The sequence below is a fragment of the Bradyrhizobium sp. sGM-13 genome (assembly GCF_018398875.1).
Classification (GTDB): Bacteria; Pseudomonadota; Alphaproteobacteria; order Rhizobiales; family Xanthobacteraceae; genus Bradyrhizobium.
The window spans coordinates 70,976-96,202 of the sequence record NZ_JAGWDK010000021.1 but is presented as its reverse complement, the minus strand read 5'-3'; the positions used below and the strand labels follow the sequence as shown (position 1 = coordinate 96,202).

23 protein-coding genes and 1 pseudogene are annotated in these 25,227 nt (G+C 63.0%); 13 read left to right on the top strand and 11 right to left on the bottom strand.

What is annotated here, in order from left to right; genetic code table 11:
* Positions 1 to 6: 6 nt before the first annotated feature.
* Together hisI and folE are read right to left on the bottom strand one after the other, a co-directional pair.
* The gene (gene hisI / locus KJQ96_RS27210) at positions 7 to 435 is read right to left on the bottom strand and encodes a phosphoribosyl-AMP cyclohydrolase (RefSeq protein ID WP_213289456.1); all 429 of its coding nucleotides are present in this window, start codon (positions 433 to 435) and stop codon (positions 7 to 9) included.
* A gap of 31 nt (positions 436 to 466) precedes the next feature.
* Positions 467 to 1,204: a GTP cyclohydrolase I FolE gene (gene folE, locus KJQ96_RS27205; protein WP_213289455.1), complete on the bottom strand. Its 738-nt coding sequence runs from the start codon at positions 1,202 to 1,204 to the stop codon at positions 467 to 469.
* A 244-nt stretch (positions 1,205 to 1,448) separates the two neighbouring features.
* On the opposite strand from folE, the gene KJQ96_RS27200 reads away from it, so the two are divergent.
* A complete protein-coding gene (locus KJQ96_RS27200; protein ID WP_213289454.1) occupies positions 1,449 to 1,898 on the top strand; it encodes an iron-sulfur cluster assembly scaffold protein in 450 nt (149 codons plus the stop codon).
* Between the two features lie 139 nt (positions 1,899 to 2,037).
* On the opposite strand, the gene KJQ96_RS27195 is transcribed toward KJQ96_RS27200, so the two are convergent.
* Positions 2,038 to 2,979: a hypothetical protein gene (locus KJQ96_RS27195; RefSeq protein WP_213289453.1), complete on the bottom strand. Its 942-nt coding sequence runs from the start codon at positions 2,977 to 2,979 to the stop codon at positions 2,038 to 2,040.
* Between the two features lie 238 nt (positions 2,980 to 3,217).
* On the opposite strand from KJQ96_RS27195, the gene yidD reads away from it, so the two are divergent.
* Positions 3,218 to 3,571 (top strand): membrane protein insertion efficiency factor YidD, encoded by a 354-nt coding sequence (gene yidD, locus KJQ96_RS27190; RefSeq protein ID WP_249734577.1) that lies wholly within the window; start codon positions 3,218 to 3,220, stop codon positions 3,569 to 3,571.
* Positions 3,572 to 3,596: 25 nt separating this feature from the next.
* Here the strand turns inward: yidD and KJQ96_RS27185 are convergent, their stop codons facing one another.
* Both KJQ96_RS27185 and KJQ96_RS27180 read right to left on the bottom strand, forming a co-directional pair.
* Positions 3,597 to 4,835, bottom strand: a complete 1,239-nt coding sequence (locus KJQ96_RS27185) for a hypothetical protein (RefSeq protein WP_213289500.1) — start codon at positions 4,833 to 4,835, stop codon at positions 3,597 to 3,599.
* 2 nt (positions 4,836 to 4,837) lie between these two features.
* The gene (locus tag KJQ96_RS27180; RefSeq protein ID WP_213289452.1) at positions 4,838 to 6,208 is read right to left on the bottom strand and encodes an APC family permease; all 1,371 of its coding nucleotides are present in this window, start codon (positions 6,206 to 6,208) and stop codon (positions 4,838 to 4,840) included.
* 290 nt (positions 6,209 to 6,498) lie between these two features.
* Here KJQ96_RS27180 and KJQ96_RS27175 point away from each other — a divergent pair, with 290 nt between their 5' ends.
* Positions 6,499 to 7,809: an alpha/beta hydrolase gene (locus KJQ96_RS27175; RefSeq protein ID WP_213289451.1), complete on the top strand. Its 1,311-nt coding sequence runs from the start codon at positions 6,499 to 6,501 to the stop codon at positions 7,807 to 7,809.
* Between the two features lie 17 nt (positions 7,810 to 7,826).
* On the opposite strand, the gene KJQ96_RS27170 is transcribed toward KJQ96_RS27175, so the two are convergent.
* Complete coding sequence (locus tag KJQ96_RS27170) at positions 7,827 to 8,999, bottom strand: MFS transporter (protein ID WP_213289450.1); 1,173 nt, start codon at positions 8,997 to 8,999, stop codon at positions 7,827 to 7,829.
* Positions 9,000 to 9,294: 295 nt separating this feature from the next.
* Between KJQ96_RS27170 and thrS the strand changes: the two genes are divergently transcribed.
* A complete protein-coding gene (gene thrS / locus KJQ96_RS27165) occupies positions 9,295 to 11,340 on the top strand; it encodes a threonine--tRNA ligase (protein ID WP_213289449.1) in 2,046 nt (681 codons plus the stop codon).
* 82 nt (positions 11,341 to 11,422) lie between these two features.
* Positions 11,423 to 11,986 (top strand): nitroreductase, encoded by a 564-nt coding sequence (locus KJQ96_RS27160; protein ID WP_213289448.1) that lies wholly within the window; start codon positions 11,423 to 11,425, stop codon positions 11,984 to 11,986.
* Positions 11,987 to 11,988: 2 nt separating this feature from the next.
* On the opposite strand, the pseudogene KJQ96_RS27155 reads toward KJQ96_RS27160, so the two are convergent.
* Together KJQ96_RS27155 and KJQ96_RS27150 are read right to left on the bottom strand one after the other, a co-directional pair.
* Positions 11,989 to 14,467 (bottom strand): annotated as a pseudogene (locus KJQ96_RS27155) (putative bifunctional diguanylate cyclase/phosphodiesterase).
* A 165-nt stretch (positions 14,468 to 14,632) separates the two neighbouring features.
* Positions 14,633 to 15,706 carry a hypothetical protein gene (locus KJQ96_RS27150; RefSeq protein WP_213289499.1) on the bottom strand — a complete coding sequence of 358 codons (1,074 nt, stop codon included), beginning with the start codon at positions 15,704 to 15,706 and terminating at the stop codon, positions 14,633 to 14,635.
* 244 nt (positions 15,707 to 15,950) lie between these two features.
* Between KJQ96_RS27150 and KJQ96_RS27145 the strand changes: the two genes are divergently transcribed.
* Positions 15,951 to 17,006 carry a patatin-like phospholipase family protein gene (locus KJQ96_RS27145; RefSeq protein ID WP_375293206.1) on the top strand — a complete coding sequence of 352 codons (1,056 nt, stop codon included), beginning with the start codon at positions 15,951 to 15,953 and terminating at the stop codon, positions 17,004 to 17,006.
* 84 nt (positions 17,007 to 17,090) lie between these two features.
* On the opposite strand, the gene KJQ96_RS27140 is transcribed toward KJQ96_RS27145, so the two are convergent.
* Positions 17,091 to 17,519 carry a CBS domain-containing protein gene (locus tag KJQ96_RS27140; protein WP_213289447.1) on the bottom strand — a complete coding sequence of 143 codons (429 nt, stop codon included), beginning with the start codon at positions 17,517 to 17,519 and terminating at the stop codon, positions 17,091 to 17,093.
* A gap of 189 nt (positions 17,520 to 17,708) precedes the next feature.
* The gene (locus KJQ96_RS27135; RefSeq protein ID WP_249734573.1) at positions 17,709 to 18,506 is read right to left on the bottom strand and encodes a rhomboid family intramembrane serine protease; all 798 of its coding nucleotides are present in this window, start codon (positions 18,504 to 18,506) and stop codon (positions 17,709 to 17,711) included.
* Between the two features lie 585 nt (positions 18,507 to 19,091).
* Here KJQ96_RS27135 and KJQ96_RS27130 point away from each other — a divergent pair.
* The 5 genes from KJQ96_RS27130 (at position 19,092) to KJQ96_RS27110 (ending at position 22,706) form a co-directional block, all read left to right on the top strand.
* The gene (locus KJQ96_RS27130; RefSeq protein ID WP_213289446.1) at positions 19,092 to 19,646 is read left to right on the top strand and encodes a PAS domain-containing protein; all 555 of its coding nucleotides are present in this window, start codon (positions 19,092 to 19,094) and stop codon (positions 19,644 to 19,646) included.
* Positions 19,647 to 19,875: 229 nt separating this feature from the next.
* Complete coding sequence (locus tag KJQ96_RS27125; RefSeq protein ID WP_213289445.1) at positions 19,876 to 20,655, top strand: transporter substrate-binding domain-containing protein; 780 nt, start codon at positions 19,876 to 19,878, stop codon at positions 20,653 to 20,655.
* Positions 20,656 to 20,674: 19 nt separating this feature from the next.
* Positions 20,675 to 21,337, top strand: a complete 663-nt coding sequence (locus tag KJQ96_RS27120; RefSeq protein ID WP_028349151.1) for an amino acid ABC transporter permease — start codon at positions 20,675 to 20,677, stop codon at positions 21,335 to 21,337.
* 3 nt (positions 21,338 to 21,340) lie between these two features.
* Positions 21,341 to 21,991, top strand: a complete 651-nt coding sequence (locus KJQ96_RS27115; protein ID WP_028349152.1) for an amino acid ABC transporter permease — start codon at positions 21,341 to 21,343, stop codon at positions 21,989 to 21,991.
* Positions 21,978 to 22,706 carry an amino acid ABC transporter ATP-binding protein gene (locus KJQ96_RS27110; protein WP_065748040.1) on the top strand — a complete coding sequence of 243 codons (729 nt, stop codon included), beginning with the start codon at positions 21,978 to 21,980 and terminating at the stop codon, positions 22,704 to 22,706. Before KJQ96_RS27115 ends, KJQ96_RS27110 begins: the two co-directional genes overlap by 14 nt.
* A 9-nt stretch (positions 22,707 to 22,715) precedes the next feature.
* Here the strand turns inward: KJQ96_RS27110 and KJQ96_RS27105 are convergent, their stop codons facing one another.
* A complete protein-coding gene (locus KJQ96_RS27105) occupies positions 22,716 to 23,489 on the bottom strand; it encodes an enoyl-CoA hydratase-related protein (protein ID WP_213289444.1) in 774 nt (257 codons plus the stop codon).
* A 153-nt stretch (positions 23,490 to 23,642) separates the two neighbouring features.
* Between KJQ96_RS27105 and KJQ96_RS27100 the strand changes: the two genes are divergently transcribed.
* Positions 23,643 to 23,786: a hypothetical protein gene (locus tag KJQ96_RS27100; protein ID WP_213289443.1), complete on the top strand. Its 144-nt coding sequence runs from the start codon at positions 23,643 to 23,645 to the stop codon at positions 23,784 to 23,786.
* A 205-nt stretch (positions 23,787 to 23,991) separates the two neighbouring features.
* The gene (locus KJQ96_RS27095; RefSeq protein WP_213289442.1) at positions 23,992 to 25,155 is read left to right on the top strand and encodes a CynX/NimT family MFS transporter; all 1,164 of its coding nucleotides are present in this window, start codon (positions 23,992 to 23,994) and stop codon (positions 25,153 to 25,155) included.
* The last annotated feature ends 72 nt before the right edge of the window (positions 25,156 to 25,227 follow it).

Genomic DNA, 25,227 nt, shown 5'->3' with positions numbered 1-25,227 from the left:
CGCCAGCTATTTCCGGTAAACATCGTTCGGATCGAACTGCCGGTCGGCATCGACGAACGTCAGCAGCGCACCGCCTCCGGCGGCGTCGATCTTGCGGTAAAAGCAGGAATGCCGCCCGGTGTGACACGCCGCGCCCTGCTGCTCGACGCGAATCCAGATGGCATCCTGATCGCAATCAACGCGCATCTCGACCACGCGCTGGGTCTGACCTGACGTCTCACCCTTTCGCCACAACGCATTGCGGGACCGGCTGAAGTACCAGGCGTCGCCGCTTTCGATCGTCTTGCGCAGCGCTTGCTCGTTCATGTGCGCGACCATCAGTACGTCGCCGGTCGCGGCATCGGTCGCCACGCAGGTCACGAGACCGGACGCGTCGAATTTGGGCTGGAAGCTCAGCCCCTCTTCACGTTCATTGGTCGTTGCGGATGTGGACACGACAAGGCCTCGCGGAGAAATTTCGGCGAGGCTACCGGTTGGACCCTCGCACCAGGGACAGGAAACGCTGCTGCTCCGCCGGATTGTCGCGGAACATGCCGGTGAAGCGGCTGGTGAACGTCATCGCGCCATGCTTGGCGACGCCGCGCACCGACATGCAGGTATGCTCCGCCTCGATCAGCACGGCAACGCCGCGGGGTTTCAATACCTCGTCGATCGCGGCCGCGATCTGGGCCGTCAGGTGCTCCTGGGTCTGCAGGCGGCGGGCGAAGATATCGGTGAGCCGCGCCAGCTTCGACAATCCGACCACCCGCTCCACCGGCGTATAGGCGATGTGCGCCTTACCGTAGAACGGCATCATGTGATGCTCGCATTGCGAGGTGAATTCGATATCGCGGACCAGGACAAAGTCGTCATAGCCGGCGGTCTCGCCAAAGGTGCGGTCCAGCACCTCGGCCGGGCACTGGTGATAGCCCTGATAGAGCTCGTCGAAGGCTTCGACCACGCGGCGCGGCGTATCCAGCAAACCCTCGCGATCGGGGTTTTCGCCGATATAGCTGAGCAGCGTGTGCACGGCGTGTTCGGCCTCGGCACGCGACGGGCGCGGCAGGTCGGCGCGGACGGCAGCAGCTAGGAACTCTGCCGGATCGAGTTCGGCGGGGCGGGCTTCCGGGGCCACGTCGGGTGATTTCACTTCGGAAGGCTTCAAATCGGAAGACTTCAAATCGGAAGGCTTGCCAGGGCGGAGGGATTTGATCAATGCGTCCATGTCTTCTCCGTTCGACCGGCCTGCAGAGACCGGAGTGTCACCGGGCAGACGGGGCGGTTTTGCCGCCGGGCGCCTGAGTCCCATCCACAACACGTGGACGGCCGAACTGGTTTCCATGTCTGGTCCATATCCGTCCGCCTACGGCAAACGGCCGGGCTGTTTTTCCGCCGTTCCTGTTCATATATAGGACGATGAAACCCAGCCGCCAAGGGCGCTCGGATCGCCGCCCGGGACACCGATTCTCATGCTGAACGACATCTACAACAAGCGGATCATTGAATTGGCGGGCAATATCCCCCGCCTCGGTCGCCTTCCCGACCCCCACGCCAGCGCCACCGCCCACTCCAAACTGTGCGGTTCGACCGTCAAGGTCGATCTCAAGATGGACGGGCCCGTGGTCAGCGACTTCGCCCATGACGTGAAGGCCTGCGCGCTCGGGCAAGCCTCCTCCTCGATCATGGCGAGCCATGTGGTGGGTTCGACGGCTAGCGAGTTACGTGAATTGCGAGAAACCGTGCGCAAGATGCTGAAGGAAAACGGCGGTCCCCCGCAGGGCAAATGGGCCGACATCGCCCTGCTCGAGCCGGTGCGCGACTACAAGGCCCGCCACGCCTCGACCATGCTGACCTTCGACGCCGTGGTCGACGCCATCGGCCAGATCGAAGCCAAGGCAAATCAGCCGGCGCAGGCGTGAGCCCGGTCCATCGCCGTCGTACCCCGCAAGATGGCAAAATGCGGGTATTCAGTACGCCGGGAATTCTCGATCTACCGCCACCGTCACGGCGTAATGGATCATCCGCTTTCGCGGATGATGACCACCGTGGGGATGCAGCCTATTTCTGTTGCGGCTGATTCTGTTGCGGCTGAGCTGGCTGCGCCGGCGCGGCCGCTGACCCGCCGGTCGGAACCGCGGCTTCGGCAGTCTTGGTCGATTTGCCCGGCTGCGTCGCGTCGCCCTCCGTTACGGAACTGACGAAGCGATCCTGCGGCTTGGAAGGCTTCGCCTCGGCCATCGGCACCGATGCATTGTCCTGCGGGAACACGTCGGCGACTGCATCGGTCGTGATGAGATTGCTCAGGCGCAATTCATCGCGCGACAATTGGTGCAAATCTTCCCACGGCGGCACGCTGAGCGCGAGCGACAGCAAATCACCGGTGCCACCCATATCGAAGGTATATTTCGTGAGGCGACCGATATCGCGTTGCACGATCATCAGGTCCTGCGCGCTGTAGCTCGAGCCTTTGGCGTCATCGGCGCGATCGCCCATCCAGATCTGGTGCACGCGGACGTGCGCGGCGGGCGGCACGTAACGCGTCTTGCCCGAGAGCAGCAGGAATACGCACATCGACTCGCAATAGGCTTCCGGCGCCACGCTGACGCGTTCGCCACGCGGAGTCTTCGTGCGCACCGTGGTGCCTACGGTCGTCAGCGCGCCGAGGCTGCGGAACCGCCGGCCCAGCGCGATGGAGTCGTTGACCGAGCCGCCGCTGGAATCCAGCACGATGGTCGCGCCGGCGAGCTGGCGGCCCTTGGCGAATTCGTCGAACGCCCGCGGGCTATCCGCTGTAACGATGCCGACGGCCGAGACCCAGCCCTTGCAATCCGGCTGGCATGCATTCCACTTGAAATGCATTGGCTGTTTGCGTTCTTCGAGGGTACCACCGGCATACGCCGAATTACCCAGCATCGTGATCGCGCCCGGCAATGCGAGACAAAAGGCGGTGGCACCGAGAAGGGCCCAGCCGCGAAGTTTCAGCGACGTCTCAAACCTCAATTTGGTTCCTTCCCCCAAGCAGCCCCGTCTACGACTGGTGGCGATGGCCCCGTTTTAGCGCGAGATGATTCTGTCATCGATCCGTATGAAAACGGTAACTGTGCTGACGTGTGTCGTCCATAATACCTTGGCTTGTTATGTCGCATTGCAGTGCGATAATTCCTAAGTGTGGCTAAATATCTGCAGGAATTGAGTTCCTTGCTTGGGAACTCCCGTAAGACTACGTACATAGTGCTGCATGGCATCGGCAGGTCCTTCATCATCACAGCAAAAACAATGCACGGATTGTGCCAGCATCGTCCGTCGTCTGCCGCGCAATACCGGACGCGCGCTGATATGGATCTATCGGCATTCGCTGTCGCTGCTGGTCGGCTACAACTGCCGGCATCTGCCGACATGCTCGGTGTATGGCGACGAAGCGATCGAACGTTTCGGTTTGTGGGGCGGCGGCTGGATGACGCTGGCACGGCTGTTGCGCTGCCATCCCTGGGGCACGTCCGGCATCGACAACGTGCCGCTTACGGCGCCCGCGGGTGCGCGATGGTATCTGCCGTGGCGCTACGGACGGTGGCGCGGCGTCAACGCTTCCTGAGTACGACGCATGCAGCGATTGCGGCTTAGCGCCAGACGAAGAACCCACCGCCCCATGGCTGTGGTCCGCCCCATTGCTGGGGTCCGATATTCGCAGGCGGCCGCGGCCTGCGCGGGCGCGGTGGCGGTGGCGGCAGCGCCTCCGCCGATGCGGTGGCGTCGATAGCGGGCGATCCATCGTCCGGCAATCTCACCGACAGCAGCACATTCGTTTCCGGCGTGCGCCAGCGATAGCCGATGCCGAAATCGACCGGCTGTGCGCGGCGAAAGAGTGCCGCATAGGACTCCTGGTACCGTCCCGGGAATTCGTCGATCGGTCCGAGATAGCGGCCGAACGGGAACAAACGCCATTTCCTCGTGCTGTAGTAAGCGAGCGGAATTCCGGAATCGTCCTGGATGATGGTGGCGCTGTTGTTGAGCAGGAAATCGCGCACGGTGGTGAAGTTGCCGGAATGCGGGAGGTAGGACGCGCTCTTGATCAGGCTGTTGCCGGGCGCGAGCGTTGCGCAGAATTTCAGGAATCCGCTCGCCTTCACGCCGGAGTTGGAGAGATCGGTCGAGAAGTAATACAGCGTCTTTTCCTGACCGTCGCTGCCGGTGAAGATGATGCGCACGCCACGCACGGCGTTCGGCCCGGGATTTTCGCCTGCGAGATGCGCCGCGCCCTTGTCGTCCAGCGAGATCGGACTGACGTCCTTCACGGCCATGCCCGAGCGCGCCAGAAACACATAGAGGATCGGCAAAGTGCCGCTGATCTGGCCCGCCTGCAGATCGGTCTTCATCTGCTTGGTGATGAAGAAGCTGAAGCTCAGGATTGAACTGAGCGAACGTTCGACGTTGTAGAGCGCGGACGCGATGCCGCCGCGCGGCAAACTCGTCAGGTCGGGTACCGAGCCGACCGGCTCGAGTGCACTCAGCACGTAGGTCGAGGCCTTGGGATAGAAAGCGTTTGCATAGAGAAAATCCGGGCCTGAGAACATGTAGAACATGGTCGGCTTCGGCGCCGCCAGATTGGTATCTGCCCAGGCGCGGATCCGCGATATTTGGCGCTGCTCGAGTTGGCCGAACGCGGTGTCGAAGAATTTGGCGTGCCGTTGCCAGGCAGGATCTTTAGTGAGCGGCGCCAGCGGCGAGTCCGCCGAGGGCATCAGGCCTGCGAGAAATTTCGCGGTGTCGTCCACCGTTGCGGATTGGGCACGGACGGCAGCCACGGCCGCCAGCAGCATGACAGCAGCAAGCGTCGCCGTTCTCAGGTAGTGTAGCATGCTCATTCGCGACCCGTTGCGGCCACGGCGACCTGATCTGCCCGCTTGCGGAAGACGGCGTAAATCAAGAGACCTGAGAACATGATCAAAAGACCCAGCATCGACTGCAACGGCCGTTCGGTCAGAAGGTAGTACATCATGAACCCGGTCACGACCAGGAAAACCACAGGGGTTACCGGGTATCCCCAGGCACGGTACGGCCGCGGCAGGTCCGGCTGCGTGATGCGCAGCTTGATCACCCCGAGCACGGTAAAGAACGAGCAGAACAGCAGCGCGAACTGGATGAAGTCGAGCACCGCCTCGAAGCTGCGCGTAAGCAGCATCAGGCTCGCGACCGTGAGCTGAAACAGAATGGCGTAGGACGGCGCACCGCTGGCCGAGCGGCTGGCGAACGGTCGCAGCACCGGAATGTCCTCGCCCATCGTCATCATGACGCGCGGCCCGATCCACATCATCGCGCTGATCGAGGAGATCAGCCCGAAGCAGATCATCGCGCCGACGATGCGGCCGCCGAGTTCGCCGAAGATGTAGGTGCCAGAGATCCGGGCGACATCGAGCTGGCCCGCAAGCTTGTCGATCGGCGCGGTGTGCAGGAACACGGCGTTGAGCGCGACATACAACACGAGCACGATCAGTGTTCCGACCAGCATCGCCCGCGGCACGTTGCGCTCCGGCAGCCTCACCTCGCCGATAATGTAAGTTGCCGCGTTCCACCCTGAGAACGAATACATCACGAACACAAGGCTGATCGCGAACGGTGCACTGACGATATGGGTGAAGTCGGACACCGATGGCGCGAACGAAACCGGCTGCGCAGTGCCGATCACGAAGCCGCAGACCAGGAAGGCTACGATCAGCACCACCTTCAGGATGGTCGCGACCAGTTGAAAGGTCGAGGAGTGCCTGATGCCGGCGAGTTGCACCAGCGACACCAACCAGACCATGCCGATCGCAAGTGCTAGCGGCGGCGCGTTGGGCAGCACCGACTTGCCGTACTCGCCAAACGCCATGGCGGCGAGCGCCACTGGCGCTGCAAAGCCGACCGTCGCCGACACCCAGCCCGCCACAAAACCGAAGGCAGGGTGATAGGCCCGACCGAGAAAGTTGTACTCACCGCTCGAGCGCGGAAACATCGCGCCGAGCTCGCCGTAGGAAAACACCCCGCACAACGCGACGATGCCGCCGACCGTCCACAGCAGCAGGATGGAAAAGCCCGAGGGGATGTCCTTGACCTGAAAGCCGAGGCTGGTGAAGACGCCGACACCAACCATATCGGCAACCACGATGGCAACCGCCACCAAGGCCGAAACGCTGGAGCCGCTGCCGGACCGCGAGCTAGGCCAGGCCGGGCTTCCCGTTTCTGATGCCGCCATCTCGGACCGTACCTTCAGCGCCCAGCCAGGAGCTCATCGTGCAGGCTGACGCCGCTCAATTCAAGCAATGTTACCAAGGGCTTAAATTGAGGCACAAGATAGGTTGCATGATACCTCCAGGCGCACCGTGGCACTACTGGATTGCGAAGACATCGTGGCGGTCCCACAATCGCGACACGATTGCATGGTCTTCTTGGGCTTCCGGATGCGGGGAGTTTTTCCGGACGCTTAACGTCGCCTGAACGCGTGCGAGCTTACGCCGGTTGGTGGATCTTGGGGCATTGGGATGGATGGTCGGAGCTAATCCGAATTTCCCGACAGTTGATCGCGCCAGGCGGGCGACGTCTCCGGCCATGCCGCGCCGTGTGCTGCCCCTTCGATGGCACTGGGCGGCGATGGCCGCGCTGATCGTGCCGCTATCCTTCGTCCTGGTTCAATGCGGCAAGGCGCCGACCCCGGAAATGCTGGCGGCGAACACGGATGGCACCAAATCCCGAGCCGCCAAGCCGCAGGCTTCCGCCGATACGTTCGACGACCGTTTCCCCCAGCCGCAATTCGTCGACCGTTTCCCGACAGCGGGTGAAAGCCTGCCGCAGGTCCAGAGCCAGGTCGCACTGGCGCCGCAGCCGCGCGAGGTGCGTACCGAGCCAGTGCGGGTCGCCTCGTTGACGCCAACGCTGACGCTACCCCGCAATGAGCGTGAAGAACTGACCACGCTGGTCAGCATGAAATCCTCCGCTTTCCCTTATTTCGGCACCAATCCGCGCTCGGAAGAACCGTTCCTCAACATCGTCAAAGGCGACCGCAAGGGCCATCGCAGCTTTAGCGGCAAGGTCTACTGGCAGGACGAGACCTACAACGACAGCCGCGTCCTGGTACATGTCCCCGAGACGTTCGATGTCAGGAAGCCGGGCGTGATCGTGGTGTTCTTCCACGGCAACGGCGCGACGCTAGAGCGCGACGTCCGCGACCGCCAATTGGTGCCGCAGCAGATCTCCGATTCAGGCGTCAACGCCGTGCTGCTCGCCCCGCAAATGGCTGTCAACGCCGCCGACTCCTCGGCCGGCAAGTTCTGGCAGCCGGGCGGCTTCAAGCGCTTCATCGAGGAGTCAGCAAGCCACCTCGCCCGCCTCTACGGCGATCCGAAGTCGGCGCAGGCGTTCGCCAACATGCCGATCGTGATCGTCGGCTATAGCGGCGGCTTCCTGCCGACGGCGTGGAGCCTCGAAGTCGGCGGCCTTCCGAACCGGGTCCGTGGTGTGTTCCTGCTCGACGCCGTCTATGGCGAGCTCGACAAGTTCGCGTCGTGGATCGAGAAAAACCGGACCGGTTTCTTTGTCTCTTCGTATACCCGCTACACCAAGCGGCACGACCTGGAGCTGATGCAGATGCTCCGCGACAGGGGCATCACCGTCACCGAGAGCATGGACGGGCCGCTGCGTCCCGGCAGCGTCGTGTTCGTGCAGACGCCCGATGGCGTCACCCACCGCGATTACGTAACGCAGGCCTGGACCGAGCATCCGGTCAAGGACGTGCTGGTCAAGATGGCCGTAACGCCGGCTTTGACCCGGGTTGCGAGTGTCCCCTACGCAAACCGGTAACGGCTTCGCCGCCGCGATTAGATCTTGCTGGGTTTGGTTAGAATCACCGTCGTCAGTGCGAGCGCGACAAAGGCCGCCCCGACATAGCCATTGGCGAAAAGGAGATCGCGCGCGTACAGGAAACCGCCGATGGCCGAGCCAATGGCCTGTCCGACGTAGAGCACGGATGTATTGAGCGACACCGATGCGGACGCCAGCGCAGGCGCGGCGCCGACCAACCTCACCTGCTGCATCGAATTGGTGGAAGCAAATCCAATACCCCAGACCGCGACGGAGACAGCCATCAGGGAATAGATGCCGGCACTGAGCGCCCATCCGCTCACGCCTGCCAACAAAATCGACGTGAACAGCATCGAGGTCTTCCACGCGCCCCAGGAATCGACGATGCGGGTCCCGATCGCAGTGCCGATGACGCCGCAAACGCCGTAGACGGCGAATACTACGGCGATCGGGTCCGGGCCCGCTCCCGTCAGCCGCGCCAGCAACGGGCCCATATAGGTGAACACCACGAACTGGCCGGACATCTGCGCGGTCGTAATCAACAGCAACAGCAGGATTGTCCGGTTGCGGCCGATCGCTGCCCAGGTCTTCAGGACGACCGGCGCGCCCATCAGCCCACGGGGAAGGCGCCACGCCAGCAGGAGGAAACTCAGGCAGCTCATTGCACCGATGGCGCCATAGACCGCCTGCCAGCCATAGCGACTGGCGATGAAGGTGATCGCCGGCAGGCCGACGGCCGCCGCCAGCGACCAGCCGAGAAAGATATAGGCGATGGTACTGCCGCGTCTTGCTTCAGGCACGATCAGTGCGGCCGTTCCCGCCGCTTGCGGCGTGTACAGCGCGCCGATAGCCAGCATGACCAGGCGAATGGCGAGCAGGCTCGCGTAGTCAGGCGCAAAGGCGGAGGCAATGTTGGTAAGCGCCAGCACGGCAAGGGTGGCCGTCAGCAGGGTGCGGCGCTCAATCCTGGAAGTCAGCCACGCCGTGACCGGCGAACCGACGCACAGCATGATCGCGCCGAAGGTGATCAACAGCCCCGCGGTGCGGATCGAGACGTCAAGACCGGCAGATAGTTCGACCAGCATGCCTGCCGGCGCCAGCACCGAGCAGCCGGTGACGACGTTGCCGAGCATCAGCGCAGTCGGTGCAAAGCGGCGCTCAACGCGGACGGGCCCGGGCACATGTTTCATGCAAATGCATGTAGCCTGTGAGCCGTGCCAAGAAAAGGACGCGATACCGGATTATTTTTCATCGCTTGTTATGAGTTTCATTGATTTGACGGCGCTGATGCCGAGCGGCTCTGCGCACGTCGCCGTGACGGAGAAGCATTCTTTCCCGGACGATGGGGCCAAATGTTTGCCCTGCAGCCCTGCCATCACCGCCTATTTCGCGAAATTGCCCGATTGCAGGGGCCGAATCCCCTGCTATACCGCTGCTTCCCGCTTACCTGCGCTCGTTCGCAGGAGTGAGCTTTAGGAGATGCCAATGCCTGACAGCAATGCACCCGCATCGGGGTTCCAATTTGGCCTTGCTAACTTGAAACCGGCCGAACCCGTGCAAAAAATCACCCTCACCTTCCCCGACGGCGCGAAGCGCGACTTCGCCAAGGACATCACTGGGCTCGACGTCGCCAAGGGCATATCGCCCTCGCTCGCCAAGCGCACGGTCGCGATGGCGCTGGACGGCGTGCTCGCCGATCTCAACGATCCGATTTCGCACGATGCGAAGATCGAACTCATCAGCCGCGAAGACCGCCGCGCGCTCGAACTGATCCGGCACGACTGCGCGCATGTGCTGGCCGAAGCGGTGCAGTCGCTGTGGCCGGGCACGCAGGTCACGATCGGCCCGGTGATCGAGAACGGTTTCTATTACGACTTCTTCCGCAACGAGCCGTTCACGCCGGAAGATTTCGCGGCGATCGAGAAGCGGATGCGCGAGATCATCGCGCGCGACAAGCCCTTCACGAAGGAGGTTTGGGACCGCGAAAAGACCAAGCAGGTGTTCCGCGACAAGGGCGAGGCCTTCAAGGTCGAGCTGGTCGACGCCATTCCCGGCGACGAGCCGATCAAGATCTATTTCCAGGGCGACTGGTTCGATCTGTGCCGCGGTCCGCACATGAGTTCGACCGGCAAGATCGGCAACGCGTTCAAGCTGATGAAGGTGGCAGGCGCCTATTGGCGGGGCGACGCCAACAACCCGATGCTGACGCGTATCTATGGCACGGCATTCGCCAGGCAGGAAGAGCTCGACGCCTACCTCAAGCAGATCGAGGAGGCCGAGAAGCGCGACCACCGCAAGCTCGGCCGCGAGCTCGACCTCTTCCACTTCCAGGAAGAAGGCCCCGGCGTGGTGTTCTGGCACCCGAAGGGCTGGACCATCTTCCAGGCGCTGATTGCCTACATGCGCCGCCGCCTGACCGGCGACTACGACGAGGTCAACGCGCCGCAGATCCTCGACAAGGCGCTGTGGGAGACCTCGGGCCACTGGGATTGGTACCGCGAGAACATGTTCGCGGCGCAGTCGGCCGGCGACGAGGCGGAGGACAAGCGCTGGTTTGCGCTGAAGCCGATGAACTGCCCCGGCCACGTGCAGATCTTCAAGCACGGCCTGAAGAGCTATCGCGACCTGCCGCTACGCCTTGCGGAGTTTGGTGTGGTGCATCGCTATGAGCCCTCGGGCGCGATGCACGGCCTGATGCGCGTGCGCGGTTTTACGCAAGACGACGCACATGTCTTCTGCACCGAAGCCCAACTCGCCGAGGAGTGCCTCAAGATCAACGACCTGATCCTGTCGACCTACGCCGATTTCGGCTTCGAAGGCGAGCTCACGGTCAAGCTCTCGACCCGGCCGGAGAAGCGCGTCGGCACCGACGAGATGTGGGATCATGCCGAGCGCGTGATGGCCACCGTGCTGGCGGAAATTCAGGCCAGCGGCAGTAATCGCATCAAGACCGAGATCAATCCGGGCGAAGGCGCGTTCTACGGGCCGAAGTTCGAATATGTGCTGCGCGACGCCATCGGCCGCGACTGGCAATGCGGCACCACGCAGGTAGACTTCAACCTGCCGGAACGTTTTGGTGCGTTCTATATCGATGCCGACGGCTCGAAGAAGGCGCCGGTGATGGTGCATCGCGCGATCTGCGGCTCGATGGAGCGCTTCATCGGCATCCTGATCGAGCATTTCGCCGGCAACTTCCCGCTCTGGCTGGCACCGATCCAGGTCGTGGTCACGACCATCACCTCCGAAGGCGACGAATACGCCAAGGTAGTCGCCGCCGCGGCGCGGCGGGCCGGCCTACGCGTCGAGATCGACCTGCGCAACGAGAAGATCAACTACAAGGTCCGCGAGCACTCGCTGGCGAAGATCCCTGCCCTGCTCGTCGTCGGCAAGAAGGAAGCCGAGACCCATTCGGTCTCGATCCGCCGGCTCGGCAGCGACGGGCAGAAGGTGATGCCGACGGACGAGGCGCTGGCCGCCCTCGTCGACGAAGCGACACCGCCGGACGTGAAGCGGATGCGGGCGGTGGCTTGATCATAATCGATCTAAATCGGCTTCCGCTGACGCGGCTGTGCCACTATCTCTGGCACAGCCATTTCCGACAAAAGAGACCGTTGTGCCCGACGCCCTTGAACTCCTGAAGATCCGCCGCTCGGTCAAACCGCGCGAGATGAGCGGCCCCGGCCCGACGGCGGGCGAACTCGAGACTATCCTGACCATCGGCGCGCGGGTGCCCGATCATGGCAAGCTGACGCCGTGGCGTTTTATCGTGTTTGAGGGCGACGCCCGTGCGCGGGCCGGCGACGTCATTGCCAAGGTCTTCGCGAAGAAGAATCCGTCTGCTCCTACAGCCGACATCGAGGTCGAGAAACGCCGGCTGATGGACGCGCCGCTGGTGATCGCCGTGGTTAGCTTTACAAAGCCGCATCCCAAGGTGCCGGCGTGGGAGCAGGAACTGTCCGCGGGCGCCAGCGCGATGAACATCGTCACCGCCGCCACCGCGCTCGGTTATGGCGCCTGCTGGCTGACCGGCTGGTTCGCCTTCGACCGGGACGTGCTCGACGGGCTCGGGCTGAAGGCGGATGAAAAACTCGTCGGCTTCATTCATATCGGCACGCCGTCGAAGCCGGCAGAGGATCGCCCTCGCCCGGCACTGTCCGATATCGTGACGCGGTTCTAGCCTTACGCCGCCTTCGAAGCGCGGGCGCTAAAACCGGACAGCAACGCCTTCAGTTCGGATGCCGGCTTCGCCGCGCCGAACAGAAAGCCCTGCACCTCGTTACAGCCTTCGGCGCGCAGCCAGTCGAGTTGGTCCATGGTTTCGACGCCTTCGGCCGTCGTGGTGATGTTCAGGCTGCGGCCGAGGCCGGAGATGGCACGCACGATCGCAACACAGTCGGTCCGCTCGGCGAGATCTTTCACGAACGAGCGGTCGATCTTGATCTTGTCGAACGGAAAGCTGCGGAGATAGCTCAGGCTCGAATAGCCGGTGCCGAAGTCGTCCATCGATATGCTGACGCCGAGCTCGCGGAGCTGATGCAGGATCGCCAGATTGGCTTCGGTTTCGGCCAGGAAGACCGACTCAGTGATTTCCAGCTCGAGCCGGCGCGGCGACAAGCCGGAATGCGCCAGCGCCGAAATCACCGCCTGAACCAGATTGCGGCTGCGAAACTGGACCGGCGACAGATTGACGGCGACCTTGATGTCCTCCGGCCAGTTCACCGCTTCGGAACAGGCTTCGCGAAGCACCCACTCGCCGAGCGCCACGATCAATCCGATATCCTCGGCGACCGGAATGAAATCGGCCGGAGAAATCATACCCTTTCCCGGATGACGCCAGCGCAACAGCGATTCGAACCCGCTGATCCGATTGGCCGAGATATCCACCAGCGGCTGATAGTGCAGTTCGAATTCGCCGCTCGCGAAGGCGCGGCGCAGGTCGCGCTCCATGTCGCGGCGCCTCTGCGCCTGCCGGTCCATCTCGCGCTCGAAGAAGCGGTGGACGCCGCCGCCATCGGACTTCGCCCGGTAGAGCGCCATGTCGGCGTTGCGCATCAATTCCTCGCAGCTCGTGCCATCGCCGGGCGATAGCGCAATGCCGATGCTGGCGCCGACAACCACCTCGATGCCGTCAAGGTCATAGCGCGCGCTCAACATGCCGATCAGCCGGTCGGCGAAATCGCTCACGTCGTTCGGCGACACCTCGGAGACCAGCACAATGGCGAATTCATCACCGCCAAGCCGCGCGGCAAGGTTGTCGCCGCGCACTTCGGATTTCAGCCGCTCGGCCACCTGCTTCAGCAGGCGGTCACCCATCGGGTGACCGAATGAATCGTTGACGTTCTTGAACAGGTCGAGATCGACGCATAGCACCGCCACGCGCTTGTTGCCGGACGCCCGCTCCAGGGCCTGGCAAAGGCGCTCCTGATAGAAGTCGCGGTTCGGCAGGTTGGTCAGGCAGTCATGATGGGCCATGTGGGCAATTCGCGCCTCCGCCTCGCGGCGCTCGGTGATATCGACCACGGCCACCAGATAGCCGTCACGCCCCTCGAAGGCGACGCGCCGTCCAAACGTCAGCACATGGATTTCGCTGCCGTCCGCCTTGAGATGCCGCCAGTCGCGGCTCGAATTATAGACATCGCCGACTTGCTGCAGCGCCTGGCTGTGGCTTGCCCATTCGTCCTCCGGCCAGATTTGGCGAAGTTGCATCTGCAGGAAGGTTTCGCGGGGATAGCCATAATGCCGTACGGCCGCGTCGTTGACGTTCAGGAACTGAGTCGTTTCGGCATCAAACACCCACATCGGCATCGGATTGTTGTCGAACAGCAGGCGGAATGAAACCTCGCTCCGCTTCAGCGCCGTGACGTCGGAAACCGTTAGCGACAGCATGTCGCCGAATGCCGTCACGCCCAACCGCAGGCAGCGGTCCTCGCTGTTGATTTCGATCTGACCACCATTGCCGCTGGCGATGATGCCGCGCAGACGCTCGGTCACCTCCGGCGCGCATAACAGGTTTCCGCCCGCACTGAGCCTGCGCCACAACAATTCCGTCGACGGCTGCCGCAATAGCCGCGCGGCTCCCTGATTGAGGTGAACGATCTGAAAATCGGACGGGCGGCCATTCGCATCGCGAATCGCAGCCAGCGACAGCATGCCCTCGTCGGTCGCGGAGAAGATCGTGTCCAGCAGGTTGAATTGCGCGTCGCTCGTTGACATAGGCACCGATCAGGGTGCCGCCCCAGCGCGACGACGTCGGCAGCGCCAGCACGTCATAGGTCCGAACCAGCCCGTCGCGCACGCAATGCGCCGTGGCGAGGTACGGACGGTCGTTCTGCAGCGCGTTGGATGCCGCCTCGCCGAGCGCGGTCGCGCAATCCGGCGGCAATGCACTTAAGGAAATGTCCCAGCGATCGTCATTCAGCCATTGCTGGACGTAGCGGCCGGTGTGCGAGACGGAGAGCGTCTCGTTGTCGTTGCGAAGCAGCACGACGTGATCTGCCAGCCGGCCGAGGCTGCCGAGCATGACATCTTCATAGCGTGGCAGCCTGTCGCCCGGACGCAATGCGGCCTGCCATTTGCGCTTCAGGACCGGGACGTCGGCAAACATCGCGGTGTTGAATTTCTCTGACGTTTTTTTCGATGATCTGTTGGCCGCAACCATGACCTGCCCCGCTACGCGCACGCAATCCCGGGGCATCCAATGCAGCCGGGTTTAAGGCCGTGTAAAAATTGCGGCAGCGGTACGCCGATGTGGCGATTATGACAGTTTTAAGTTGCACGATGGTTAGTCGGCATTAGAGACTATGACAGTCGAACGCGCAAACGATCAGCGCGCCACGACCTCGACCTCGCCGTCGACGCCGTTGACGACGTTGAAGGAGCGCTCGAACACCTTGCCTTCGTTCTTGGCAATCGCCCGGTACTCGCCTTCGGACAGCACCACGCGCGGAAACGCGCCGATCGATTCCTTGATGACGTCGCCGCCCGGCGTGATCACCGACCATGCGGTGTTGGCGAGCGCCTCGCCGCCCCTGTCGCTGACCAGCTTCAGCGTAATCACCGCCGCGCGGTGGGAGACGGTCACGTCCGTCAGCTTGCCGGCCTGGACGCGGATGTCCGAGCGCACCACCGAATTGGCATCGCCATAGTTGGAGATGATGTAGTAGGTGCCCTCCGGCAGCAGCGCGACGTCGCCCGCGGCGACGTTCGGAAGCAGCGGGGTGCGTTCGGAGCCTTCGAATTGGCTGCCCTTGTAGATCGCGAACGAGATCTGGTTCGGGGGAATCTTGCTGGTGCCCACGCGGCCTTCGATGCGCAGTCCGCCGGCCGGAAGCACGAAAGCCACGCGGTCCGTCTCGGCTTTCAGGCTCACCGCCCGCACCGCGCTGACCAGGCCGAGAGCGACATGAACGACGTAATTGCCGGGCGGCAGCACGATGTTCGGTGTCGCGCCGCGCTCCTCGCGAATCAGCTTGAACGTGCCGGTATCGTCGGGCTTGTCGGCAAATACCCGCCACACCAGTCCGCCGTTGATGACAGGCAGATCCTTGCCGTAGCGCGCCGTCAGCGATAGCACCCCCTGACCTGCAGTGGCCGCACCCGGCGGCGGTACCACCGGCGGCACGGCGGTGACTTGTGGCTGAACGATGGTCGGCTGGTTCAGCGGCGCGGGAAGCGCTGGAATCGCCCCCGTCCCCGGTGGCGGCGCCAGATTCATGGCAGGCCCGGTCTGGGTGTCCGGAACCACGGCGGGCGGCACCGGTGGCGGGCGGTCCGAGAACCACTGGGCCGAGACCGGGGCTGGAAGAAGTAAAGCAACCAGCGTGAAGGCGACCGCCAGCGCCGGAAAAGGCCGTCTGCCCCGCCCGTATCCTACGATACCGTTGCCGCCCGAAATCATCGCCATGCTTTTCACTTAAAACGCGGCAAATTCAAGCCTTCGTGGCCGAAGTTTGGCGAGCGGCGCTTGCTAGCGGAGCTAGCGGAACCCGCACCGGGACCCAATGTTAATCCAGCGGTCGTGGTCCAGTCACATTCCCTGCCTAGGCCGGCATTCGCCGGGCATAAACCATGCATCCGGATTGGAATGGACAATTCTGGCGCGGCGGCGCCGCGGCGGTTATCGTTGAAGCCGGAGAGCATGCGTGTTGGATAGCTGGATGGGCCGCGGCCAGAAGAGCTCCGATGCCCAAGACAAGGTAGGGCTCGGCAGTATCCGCCGGCCAGTGATCGGACTTGCGCTGGGTGGCGGCGCCGCACGCGGCTTTGCCCATATCGGCATCGTCCGGACGCTGGTGGCTCACGGAATCATGCCCAACGTCGTGGTGGGAACGTCGATCGGAGCCGTGGTCGGCGGCGCCTATGCTGCCGGACATCTCGACACGCTGGAAGAATGGGCACGCAGCCTGCAGCCGCGAACGGTTCTCTCCTATCTCGATATCCGCCTGAACGGTTCGGGCCTGATCGGCGGCGCCAAGCTTGCGGCCCAACTGGAGGCGGCGCTCGGCCAAAGCCTGATCGAGGATCTGCCGGTGAAATTCGCCACCGTCGCGACCGAAGTGCGCACCGGCCACGAAATCTGGCTGACCCATGGCCCAATGGTAGACGCGATGCGTGCCTCCTACGCGCTGCCGGGAATATTCTCGCCGATCCTGGTTGGCGATCGCTGGCTGGTTGACGGCGCCCTGGTCAATCCGGTGCCGGTGTCGGCAGCGCGCGCGCTCGGCGCGGAAATCGTGATCGCCGCCAATCTCTCCAGCGATGTCTTCGCGCACGCCACGACGATCTATTCCCACGGCCAGACGGCTGGTGTTTCGGTATCGGTGATGCCGGAAGCGTTGCCCGAACCCGAGCCGCGCAAACGCGGTATCGGAAAATTCTTCTCCGCCGAGCGCACGATGAAGCGTGAATTCTTCGGTGGCGGCGGACGTCCGGGCATCTCCTCGGTCATGGTCGATGCCTTCAACATCATGCAGGACCGCATCACCCGCGCTCGGCTTGCCGGCGATCCGCCAGACCTCCTGATCTCGCCCCGCGTCGGCAAGATCGGCTGGTTCGATTTTCATCGCGCTGACGATCTGATCGCCCACGGCGTGAAAGCGGCCGAGCGGGCGATCGACTCGATCCAGGAGGCGATCCATATCCTGGCGCCGCCGCAGATCGAAGCCGAGAAGGCGCTCGAAAAGCCTGGCAAGGAATAGCGTGGCGTTCTCAAGCGAAGCTTGCCCTCGGACGTGATCCGAGGGTGGTCACCGGCTCACGCCAAGAAAACGCGTCAAAAAAGCTCACGCCGTCTTGATGTAGTCGCGCAGCGCTTCCTGCTCGGCCTCATATTCCTGGACGCGGCGCTTGACGATGTCGCCGATCGATATCAGGCCAACCACCTTGCCGTCCTCGATAACGGGCAGATGCCTGAACTTGCCGAGCGTCATCATTTCCATGATCCCCGCGACGGTGTCGGACTGCCGGCAACTTACGACCTTGCTCGTCATGACCTCGCTGACCGGCTCCTCAAGCACCCTGGCGCCGCGCTCGCCCAACACACGGACAATATCGCGCTCCGAAAGGATCCCCTCCACGCGTCCCTGGTTCATCACCAGCACGGCGCCGATCTTGCGTTCGCCAAGGATCTTGATCGCGGCCGAAAGCTTGGCGTCCGGCTCGATGCTCGTGATCTGATGGCCCTTGGTGTCGAGAATTGAACGTACCGTCATTGTCGCCTCCCTGAATCCGTTCGTGCCCAAGGGGCCGGACTTGTTCGTGAGTCTTCAATCAACAGTTCCGCGCCGGTTTCGTCTCAAGGCGCGGTCTACAAGCGCGGCTGTCATCCATGGCAGCGGCATTGGCTTGCGTTACAACCGGTGCGGATGATGAATGAAATCGCCCCTCGCCGCAAGCGGCGATCAGACGCGGCCAGACTCGTCCGGCCATGAAGCATCCGCGGCATGCGGCGTCGCACGCGGTACCGGATCGAACAGCGAAAACAACATCAGGCCGGCGAGAAATCCGCCGATGTGCGCCTGCCAGGCAACGCTGGCGCCTTCCGCGCCGATCGAGATTGATCCGAGGCCGAAGATGATGTTGACGCCGAACCACACCGCCAGAAATCCGAGTACGCGCGCGTTGCGCAACGCCCGGGAAAGCGACAGCGCCGGAACCTTCGCGGCGACATCCGCATCGCCCCGGTGGAACGAAAGAAAACTTCCCCGCACGAAGGCAAACCGGATGGCGGCGGCCATGGCGCCGGATACCGAGGCCGAGGCGCCGATCATTGGCGCGATCGTGTGTTCATGGGTGACGAGATGCGCCACGGCGCCCGCCGCGGCTGTCACCGCCATGAAGACGAAGAACCTGACGGCACCGAACCGGCGCGCCAGCGCGCTGCCGAACGGCAACAGCCACAACAGGTTGAAGCCGATATGGCTGAGATTGGCATGCAGCAGCGAATAGGTGACGAAGGTCCATACCTTGGCGCCCTCCCCGCCGGGAAAGGTGATGTTGAGTAAGGTAGAGTCGTATCGCTTCGGAATGAAGCCGAAGACGTCGATGGTCCAGTTTTCCAGATCAACCGGCAGCAGTACCCGCAAATGAATCGCAGCGATCAGTGCGATATAGGCCGTGAGCGCGCCCGGTAGCGTCAAGATCGGCTCGTGCGGGGCGTCCGGCGGCTCGACCGGGGATGAGTAAGACTGGGATTCCAAGGGGTCCAGGACCTTAGCTGGCGGCTTCGAGTCGTATGGGCCCAGATAGGCGGCTTTGCCTGCCCTGTGCAAGTGCACAATCACAGCATTCCCGTGTCCCGGACGCGGCGCAGCGCCCCCTTGGCGGTGCGCCGCAGAGCCGGGACCCACTGCGGCAGCCTGGATCCCGGCTCTGCGTCGCGTCACTGCGTGCCGCCCGCGTCCGGGACACGAGGCCCAACGAAAAAGGGAGGATGCTGAGAACATCCTCCCTTGTCTTGCTGGCCTTTTCGCGCCCGGAGCCGGGATCACATCCCCGCCCCCTCCCTCGCGATGACCAAACTGTTTGATGCCACCTGTGTACCAACCGCGCCGGACAGATAAGCCGGAGCTGCCTGATGCGTTCCACATTAAGCCCGCCACAGCGCCACCGCCAACCTCATAGTTAATTTAACGTTAACAACGCAAAGCCGCGCCCCACGCGACCAAATAGCGTCCCCGGCATGGACGCTGCAGAGCCTGTCCTGCACAACGAACAAGGGAAGGCGTGTTGCGCAAGAGCGGGACAGATGTGTCCCGCCAAGGCAAGCCGGGGAAAAGGTCAGCATGAAACACCCATCGAGCCGCGAGTTCTTCGCCTATTGGGACGCGAAACGCGGCGACGCGCGGGCACCGGACCGTAGCGAGATCGAACCCGGCGCGGTGCGCGAGCTGCTCGGCGACATCTTCGTGCTGTCCTACGACAACGAGGCCGGCTATCCGTTTCGTGTCGCCGGGACGCGGGTCTGCGCCCTGCTCGGCCGCGACCTGAAGGACACGAGTTTCTCGGCGCTGTTCACTCCGGACAGCCGCCGCGAGATCGAGGACATCATCAGCTACGTCGCCGAAGAAATGCTGGCGGCGATTGCCGGCATCACCGCGACTTCGCAAGATGGTACGACGGCGCATCTCGAGTTGCTGCTGCTGCCTTTCAACAACCGCGCGCATGCGCCGATCAGCCTGACCGGATTGCTGGCGCCGTTCGAAAGCGATCTCGGCACGATCAGCGATTTCAAGGTGACGTCGTGGCGCTATCTGCATCGGCCGCAAAAATTCGTCCCGCGCGCCTTGCGCAAGCTCGCGATCGCGCGCGGCTTCATGGTCTATGAGGGCCTGCGGTAGTCACGAACCGTCGGGTATGTCAAACGCTGCAGCCCAACGCATGGTCACGTGATCATGCTCGAAACCGACCCACAAAAAGCCTCCAAAAAGCACGGCCAAGCATTGCCTAAATGCGAGGCGTCAGGCAGGGTCGAACTGCGACGTGGAGCCGGGCCACGTCCGCTGAATGAGACGCACCGAGAGAAAATCTCGGAGGCGCGTATTCGCCGTAACCTCGGAGATCCTAAGTATGCTGTTCAAGAGACTGATGCTTGCCGCCGCACTGGCCATTGCCGCGGTGGCGACGCAGGCCCATGCCGACGCCCTTGATTCGATCATGAAGTCCAAGGTGATCAAGATCGCCGTGCCGCAGGATTTTGCGCCATTCGGCTCCGCCGGGCTCGATCTCAAGCCGCAGGGCTACGACATCGACATGGCCAATCTGATCGGCAAGGAACTCGGGGTGAAGACCGAAATCATTCCGGTGACCAGCGCCAACCGCATTCCCTATTTGCAGACCAACAAGGCCGACCTGGTGATTTCCAGCCTCGGCAAGAACGAGGAGCGCGAAAAGGTCATCGACTTCTCGATCGCCTATGCACCGTTCTTCTCCGGCGTGTTCGGCACCAAGGCGATCACGGTGACAAGCGCGGCCGACCTCAAGGGCAAGACCATCGGCGCCACCCGCGGCGCGATCGAGGAGCAGGCGCTGACCGCCTCCGCCCCGCCGGATGCGACCATCAAGCGTTTCGAGGACAACAACGCCACCATCGCGGCCTTCGTGTCCGGCCAGGTCGATCTGATCGCCACCGGCAACACGGTCGCGGCCGCGATCGCCGAGAAGGTCCCGGCCCGCGCGCCGACTTTGAAATTCGTGATCAAGGATAGCCCCTGCTACGTCGGGCTCAACAAGAACGAGCCGGCGCTGCTCGCCAAGATCAACGAGATCATCACCAAGGCGAAGGCATCTGGCGACATCGGCAAACTGTCGGAGAAGTGGCTGAAAGCACCGCTACCGCCCGGCTTCTGACGTAACGCCGAGGCGCGCAGTGTCTTACAAACTGCAATTCGCCGAACTGCTGCCGTACTGGAACGTGCTGCTGTATGGGCTGGTCTTCACGATCGTGCTGACGATCGTGTCGACGGTCGTCGGCATCGCGGTCGGCACCGCGGGCGCCGCGGCGCGCACCTTCGGGCCTGGCTGGCTGGGCCGTATCGTCGCTGTGTACGTGGAATTGATCCGCAACACGCCGTTTATCGTGCAGTTGTTCTTCATCTTCTTCGGCCTGCCGGCGCTCGGGCTGAAACTCAGCGAGACCACCGCCGCCTTCCTCGCCATGGTAATCAATCTCGGCGCCTACTCGACCGAGATCATCCGCGCCGGCATCGAGGCGGTTCCGAAGGGCCATATCGAGGCCGGCCTGAGCCTTGCGATGAGCAAATGGGAGGTGCTGCGCCACATCGTGCTGAACCAGGCGTTCCGAAAAATCTATCCAGCCCTATCGTCGCAGATCATCATCGTGATGCTGGGCTCGGCGGTGGTGTCGCAGATTTCGGCGGAAGACCTCACCTATGCCGCGAATTACATCGCCTCGCGAAACTTCCGCAACTTCGAGGTCTACCTGTTGGTCGCGCTGGCCTACCTCCTGCTGGCGATGCTGACGCGTTCGCTCCTGCGGGCGCTCGGTCGCGTCATCTTCAAGGCGAGGTGAACCATGCTGCAGTTCAGCTTCTGGGACATCCTCTCCAACCTCTTGATTGCCACGCAGTGGACCATCGTGCTGTCGCTGATCGCCTTCTTCTGCGGCGGCATCGTCGGGCTGGTGCTGCTGTTCATGCGCACCTCGCGGATCGCGCCGCTGGAATGGTTCACCAAGATCTACATCGAGTTCTTCCAGGGCACGCCGCTACTGATGCAGTTGTTCCTGTTCTTCTTCGGCATCGCGCTGTTTGGCGTCGAGGTTTCGCCGTGGATGGCCGCGACGCTGGCGCTGACGTTCTGGACCAGCGCGTTCCTGACCGAGATCTGGCGCGGCTGCGTCGAAGCGATCCCGAAAGGCCAATGGGAGGCCTCCTCCAGCCTCGCACTCAGCTACATCGAACAGATGCGCTACGTCATCCTGCCACAGGCCTCGCGCATCGCGGTGGCGCCGACCGTCGGGTTTTCGGTGCAGGTAATCAAGGGCACCGCGCTCGCCTCGATCATCGGCTTCGTCGAGCTGACCAAGGCCGGCACCATGCTCAACAATGCGACCTTCCGCCCGTTCCTGGTCTACTCGCTGGTCGCGCTGATCTATTTCTGTCTGTGTTTCCCGCTGTCCTGGTGGGCGAAGAAAATCGAAGGCCGCCTCAATGTCGCTCGTTAGCATCCGTGACGTCAGGAAGAGTTTTGGCCCGAATGAGGTGCTGAAAGGCGTCTCGCTCGACATCGCCAAGGGCGACGTGGTGGCGATCATCGGCCGCTCCGGCTCCGGCAAGAGCACCCTGCTCCGCTGCATCAACGGTCTGGAGACCTATCAATCCGGCAGCATCGTCGCTGATGGCATCGAGGTCGCCGGCGCCAACACCAATCTGCGCGAACTGCGCCGCCATGTCGGCATGGTGTTCCAGCAGTTCAACCTGTTTCCGCACCTGACGGCCGCCGAGAACGTGATGCTGGCGCCCACCGTCGTCAATAAGGTCTCGAAGGCCGAGGCCCGCGCCACCGCCGCCGAAGTGCTGGCGAAGGTGGGTCTGTCGGAAAAGATGGACGCCTATCCGAGCGAGCTTTCCGGCGGCCAGCAGCAGCGCGTCGCGATCGCGCGATCGCTGGCGATGCGGCCGAAGGTGTTGCTGTGCGATGAGATCACGTCCGCTCTCGACCCCGAACTGGTCAACGAGGTGCTGCGCGTGGTCGAGCAATTGGCGCGCGAGGGTATGACGCTCATTCTGGTGACACACGAGATGCGCTTCGCCCGCGACGTCGGCACCAAGCTCGTCTTCATGCATCACGGCAAGGTGCATGAGGAAGGCGTGCCGAAAGAGGTCTTCGCCGCGCCGCGAACCCCGGAACTGCAGCAGTTCGTCGGCCAGGTCGGTTGAGTTTCCGCCTCAGCGTCCAGTAAACACCGCCGCACGTTTCTCGAGGAAGGCCTTGCGCCCTTCCACCGCGTCCGCACTCAGGCGAATTTCCGCCTGCGTTTCGATCTCGCGGCGGAACTGGTCGGCATAGCTGGCGTGTTCGCTCTCGTCGATCAGGCGGCGCGTCGCGACCAGCGCCCGCGTCGGGCCATCAGCGAGCCGGCGCGCCAGCTCAAGCGCCCCGTCACGAAGCGCCGCATCGTCGAACACTTCGCGGACCAGTCCCCACTCCTTCGCGAGATCGGCAGACAGCGGCTCGTTGGTCATCATCAATTCGAGCGCGCGTTGCCGGCCGACGAGGCGCGGCAACAGCCAGGTCGAGCCGAGATCGGGCACCAGCGCGATGCGGCTGAACACCTGAATGAAGCGAGCCGAACGTGCGGCAACAATCATGTCGCCCGCCATCGCAAGACTGAATCCGCCGCCCGCCGCAACGCCGTTGACCGCGACCACGACCGGCACGCGGCATTGGCGTAGCGCCCTGAACGTCGGCCAGTAATATTTCATCACGCCGGCCGCGATGTCGTCGCCCAGGATTTGCGCCGCCTTGAGGTTCTGGCCCGAGCAGAAGCCGCGCCCGGCGCCCGTCAGCACCAACGCCCTCACCTGCGGGTCATCGTTAACTTCACCAATGGCAGTGGCGAGGTCCCCCAGCAGAGCGGGCGTCATCGCGTTCAGGGTGTCGGGCTCATCAAGTACCAGCACGCTGACCTTGCCGTCGCGCTCTCGCTTCACTCCGGGCATCTATTCCTCCGCCTGCTGACATTTGGGCCGGCCCGGTCGGGCGCGACAGGTAACCCCAATCGTACCGAAGCAGCGATGCGAAGCACAATGGCCTCTCGCAGACTTGACCGAAATCCCTGTTGCCAGAGATACTTGGCCCATTGGATGTGAGCTATGTTTGAGATCGGTATTTTCTGCGTAATTTTTCTCGCACTATCCTATTGGGCGATCCTCTGGCTGATGGGACGGCGCAATGACGTGTTGCACGGCGAGTTCGTCCAAGCGAGCCGCACGCTGAAGAACCTGTGCGTTCTGTAGTTCCGAGGCGTCCGCAGGTTCGAACCGCTATGCGTGCGCGTCCGGTTGAAGTTGCTCCGGAGCAACTTGCATTCCGGCAAAAACGGTTGGAGCGCTGCTGAACACAATCAAGCAGGACCTTAATCAACTGGTACGGAAATAGGCGACCCGCAATAACTGCGCCAGCATCGACGCAGTGTCGGTCTACCCGGTCGAGGAGCGAGCGTTGAGCAATCGCTGGGGCATTCTGGCCGTTCTGTTCACCGTGCGGCTCACCATGGCGTTCCAGTTTCAGAGCGTCGCTGCGGTTGCGCCGCTGCTCGGCACCAAATTCGATGCCACCCTCGCCGATATCGGACTCCTGATCGGCCTCTATTTCACGCCGGGAGTCGCGCTTTCGTTGCCGGGCGGCGCGATCGGAAAAAGGCTTGGCGACAAGGCCACCGTGTCAGGTGCGCTGGTGCTGATGTTGATCGGCCAGGTGGTCATGGTGGTCTCGGAGTCCTGGGGCTGGCAGATCGCAGGACGGCTGATCGCCGGCGGTGGCGGCGTCTTGCTCAACGTCTTGCTGACGAAAATGGTGACCGACTGGTTCGCCGGCAAGGAAATCGCGACCGCGATGGCCATCTTCGTCAATTCGTGGCCGGCCGGCATCGCCATATCGCTCTTGACCTTGCCCGCAATCGGCACCGCCTATGGCGTCGGCGCGGCCTATCTTTCGATTGCCGCGCTGATCGCCCTCGGCATGCTGCTTCTTGTTGTGGTCTATCGATCTCCGTCAACCGCAGCAGCCGCGCCTTCGGCCGCCTCACGGTTCGACCGCAACACCCTCTTTGCCGTGATCATCGCCGGTCTGACCTGGGGCCTCTTCAACATCGGGTTCGCGACGATTTTCAGTTTCGGCCCCACCCTGCTGGTCGAACGCGGCTGGACGATCACGGCGGCTGGCTCGGCAATCAGCGTCGTGCTGTGGCTCGCGGCGTTCAGCGGAACAGTCGGCGGATTTCTGGCCGATTGGACCAAGCGACCGCAATCGGTGCTTGTCATCGGGTGCGTCGTGTTCGCGCTATTGATGCTCGTGCTGCCTCGCAGCACGGCAGTGCTTCCCCTCGTAATCACGATAGGCTTGATCAGCGCCCTGCCCGCAGGGCCGATCATGAGCCTGCCCGCACACGTGTTGCAGCCTCAGACGCGTGCGATCGGGATGGGTATTTTCTACACCGTCTTTTACGCCGCAATGATGCTCGGCCCAGCGGTTGCCGGCGCCATCGCCAAATGGAGCGGCAGCGCAGCGGCGGCATTCGACTTCGGGACGGTGGCCCTGCTTGCCTGTCCAGTATTGTTATGGGGATACAACCGGATTGTTGCGCCGCGACCGCAGGCCGCGTGATTGCCCGCCCCTCATGCAACCAGCGCTAACACATCGTTAACCCTGTCGGCCTTAGGGTCTTGCTGACGCCGA

Bases quoted from the DNA above. Each gene is read 5' to 3' on its own strand.
- folE (WP_213289455.1), bottom strand. From the start codon at position 1,204: ATGGACGCATTGATCAAATCCCTCCGCCCTGGCAAGCCTTCCGATTTG.
- KJQ96_RS27200 (WP_213289454.1), top strand. From the start codon at position 1,449: ATGCTGAACGACATCTACAACAAGCGGATCATTGAATTGGCGGGCAAT.
- yidD (WP_249734577.1), top strand. From the start codon at position 3,218: ATGGCATCGGCAGGTCCTTCATCATCACAGCAAAAACAATGCACGGAT.
- KJQ96_RS27185 (WP_213289500.1), bottom strand. From the start codon at position 4,835: ATGCTACACTACCTGAGAACGGCGACGCTTGCTGCTGTCATGCTGCTG.
- KJQ96_RS27180 (WP_213289452.1), bottom strand. From the start codon at position 6,208: ATGGCGGCATCAGAAACGGGAAGCCCGGCCTGGCCTAGCTCGCGGTCC.
- KJQ96_RS27175 (WP_213289451.1), top strand. From the start codon at position 6,499: ATGGTCGGAGCTAATCCGAATTTCCCGACAGTTGATCGCGCCAGGCGG.
- KJQ96_RS27170 (WP_213289450.1), bottom strand. From the start codon at position 8,999: ATGAAACATGTGCCCGGGCCCGTCCGCGTTGAGCGCCGCTTTGCACCG.
- thrS (WP_213289449.1), top strand. From the start codon at position 9,295: ATGCCTGACAGCAATGCACCCGCATCGGGGTTCCAATTTGGCCTTGCT.
- KJQ96_RS27150 (WP_213289499.1), bottom strand. From the start codon at position 15,706: ATGATTTCGGGCGGCAACGGTATCGTAGGATACGGGCGGGGCAGACGG.
- KJQ96_RS27140 (WP_213289447.1), bottom strand. From the start codon at position 17,519: ATGACGGTACGTTCAATTCTCGACACCAAGGGCCATCAGATCACGAGC.
- KJQ96_RS27130 (WP_213289446.1), top strand. From the start codon at position 19,092: ATGAAACACCCATCGAGCCGCGAGTTCTTCGCCTATTGGGACGCGAAA.
- KJQ96_RS27125 (WP_213289445.1), top strand. From the start codon at position 19,876: ATGCTGTTCAAGAGACTGATGCTTGCCGCCGCACTGGCCATTGCCGCG.
- KJQ96_RS27115 (WP_028349152.1), top strand. From the start codon at position 21,341: ATGCTGCAGTTCAGCTTCTGGGACATCCTCTCCAACCTCTTGATTGCC.
- KJQ96_RS27110 (WP_065748040.1), top strand. From the start codon at position 21,978: ATGTCGCTCGTTAGCATCCGTGACGTCAGGAAGAGTTTTGGCCCGAAT.
- KJQ96_RS27105 (WP_213289444.1), bottom strand. From the start codon at position 23,489: ATGCCCGGAGTGAAGCGAGAGCGCGACGGCAAGGTCAGCGTGCTGGTA.
- KJQ96_RS27100 (WP_213289443.1), top strand. From the start codon at position 23,643: ATGTTTGAGATCGGTATTTTCTGCGTAATTTTTCTCGCACTATCCTAT.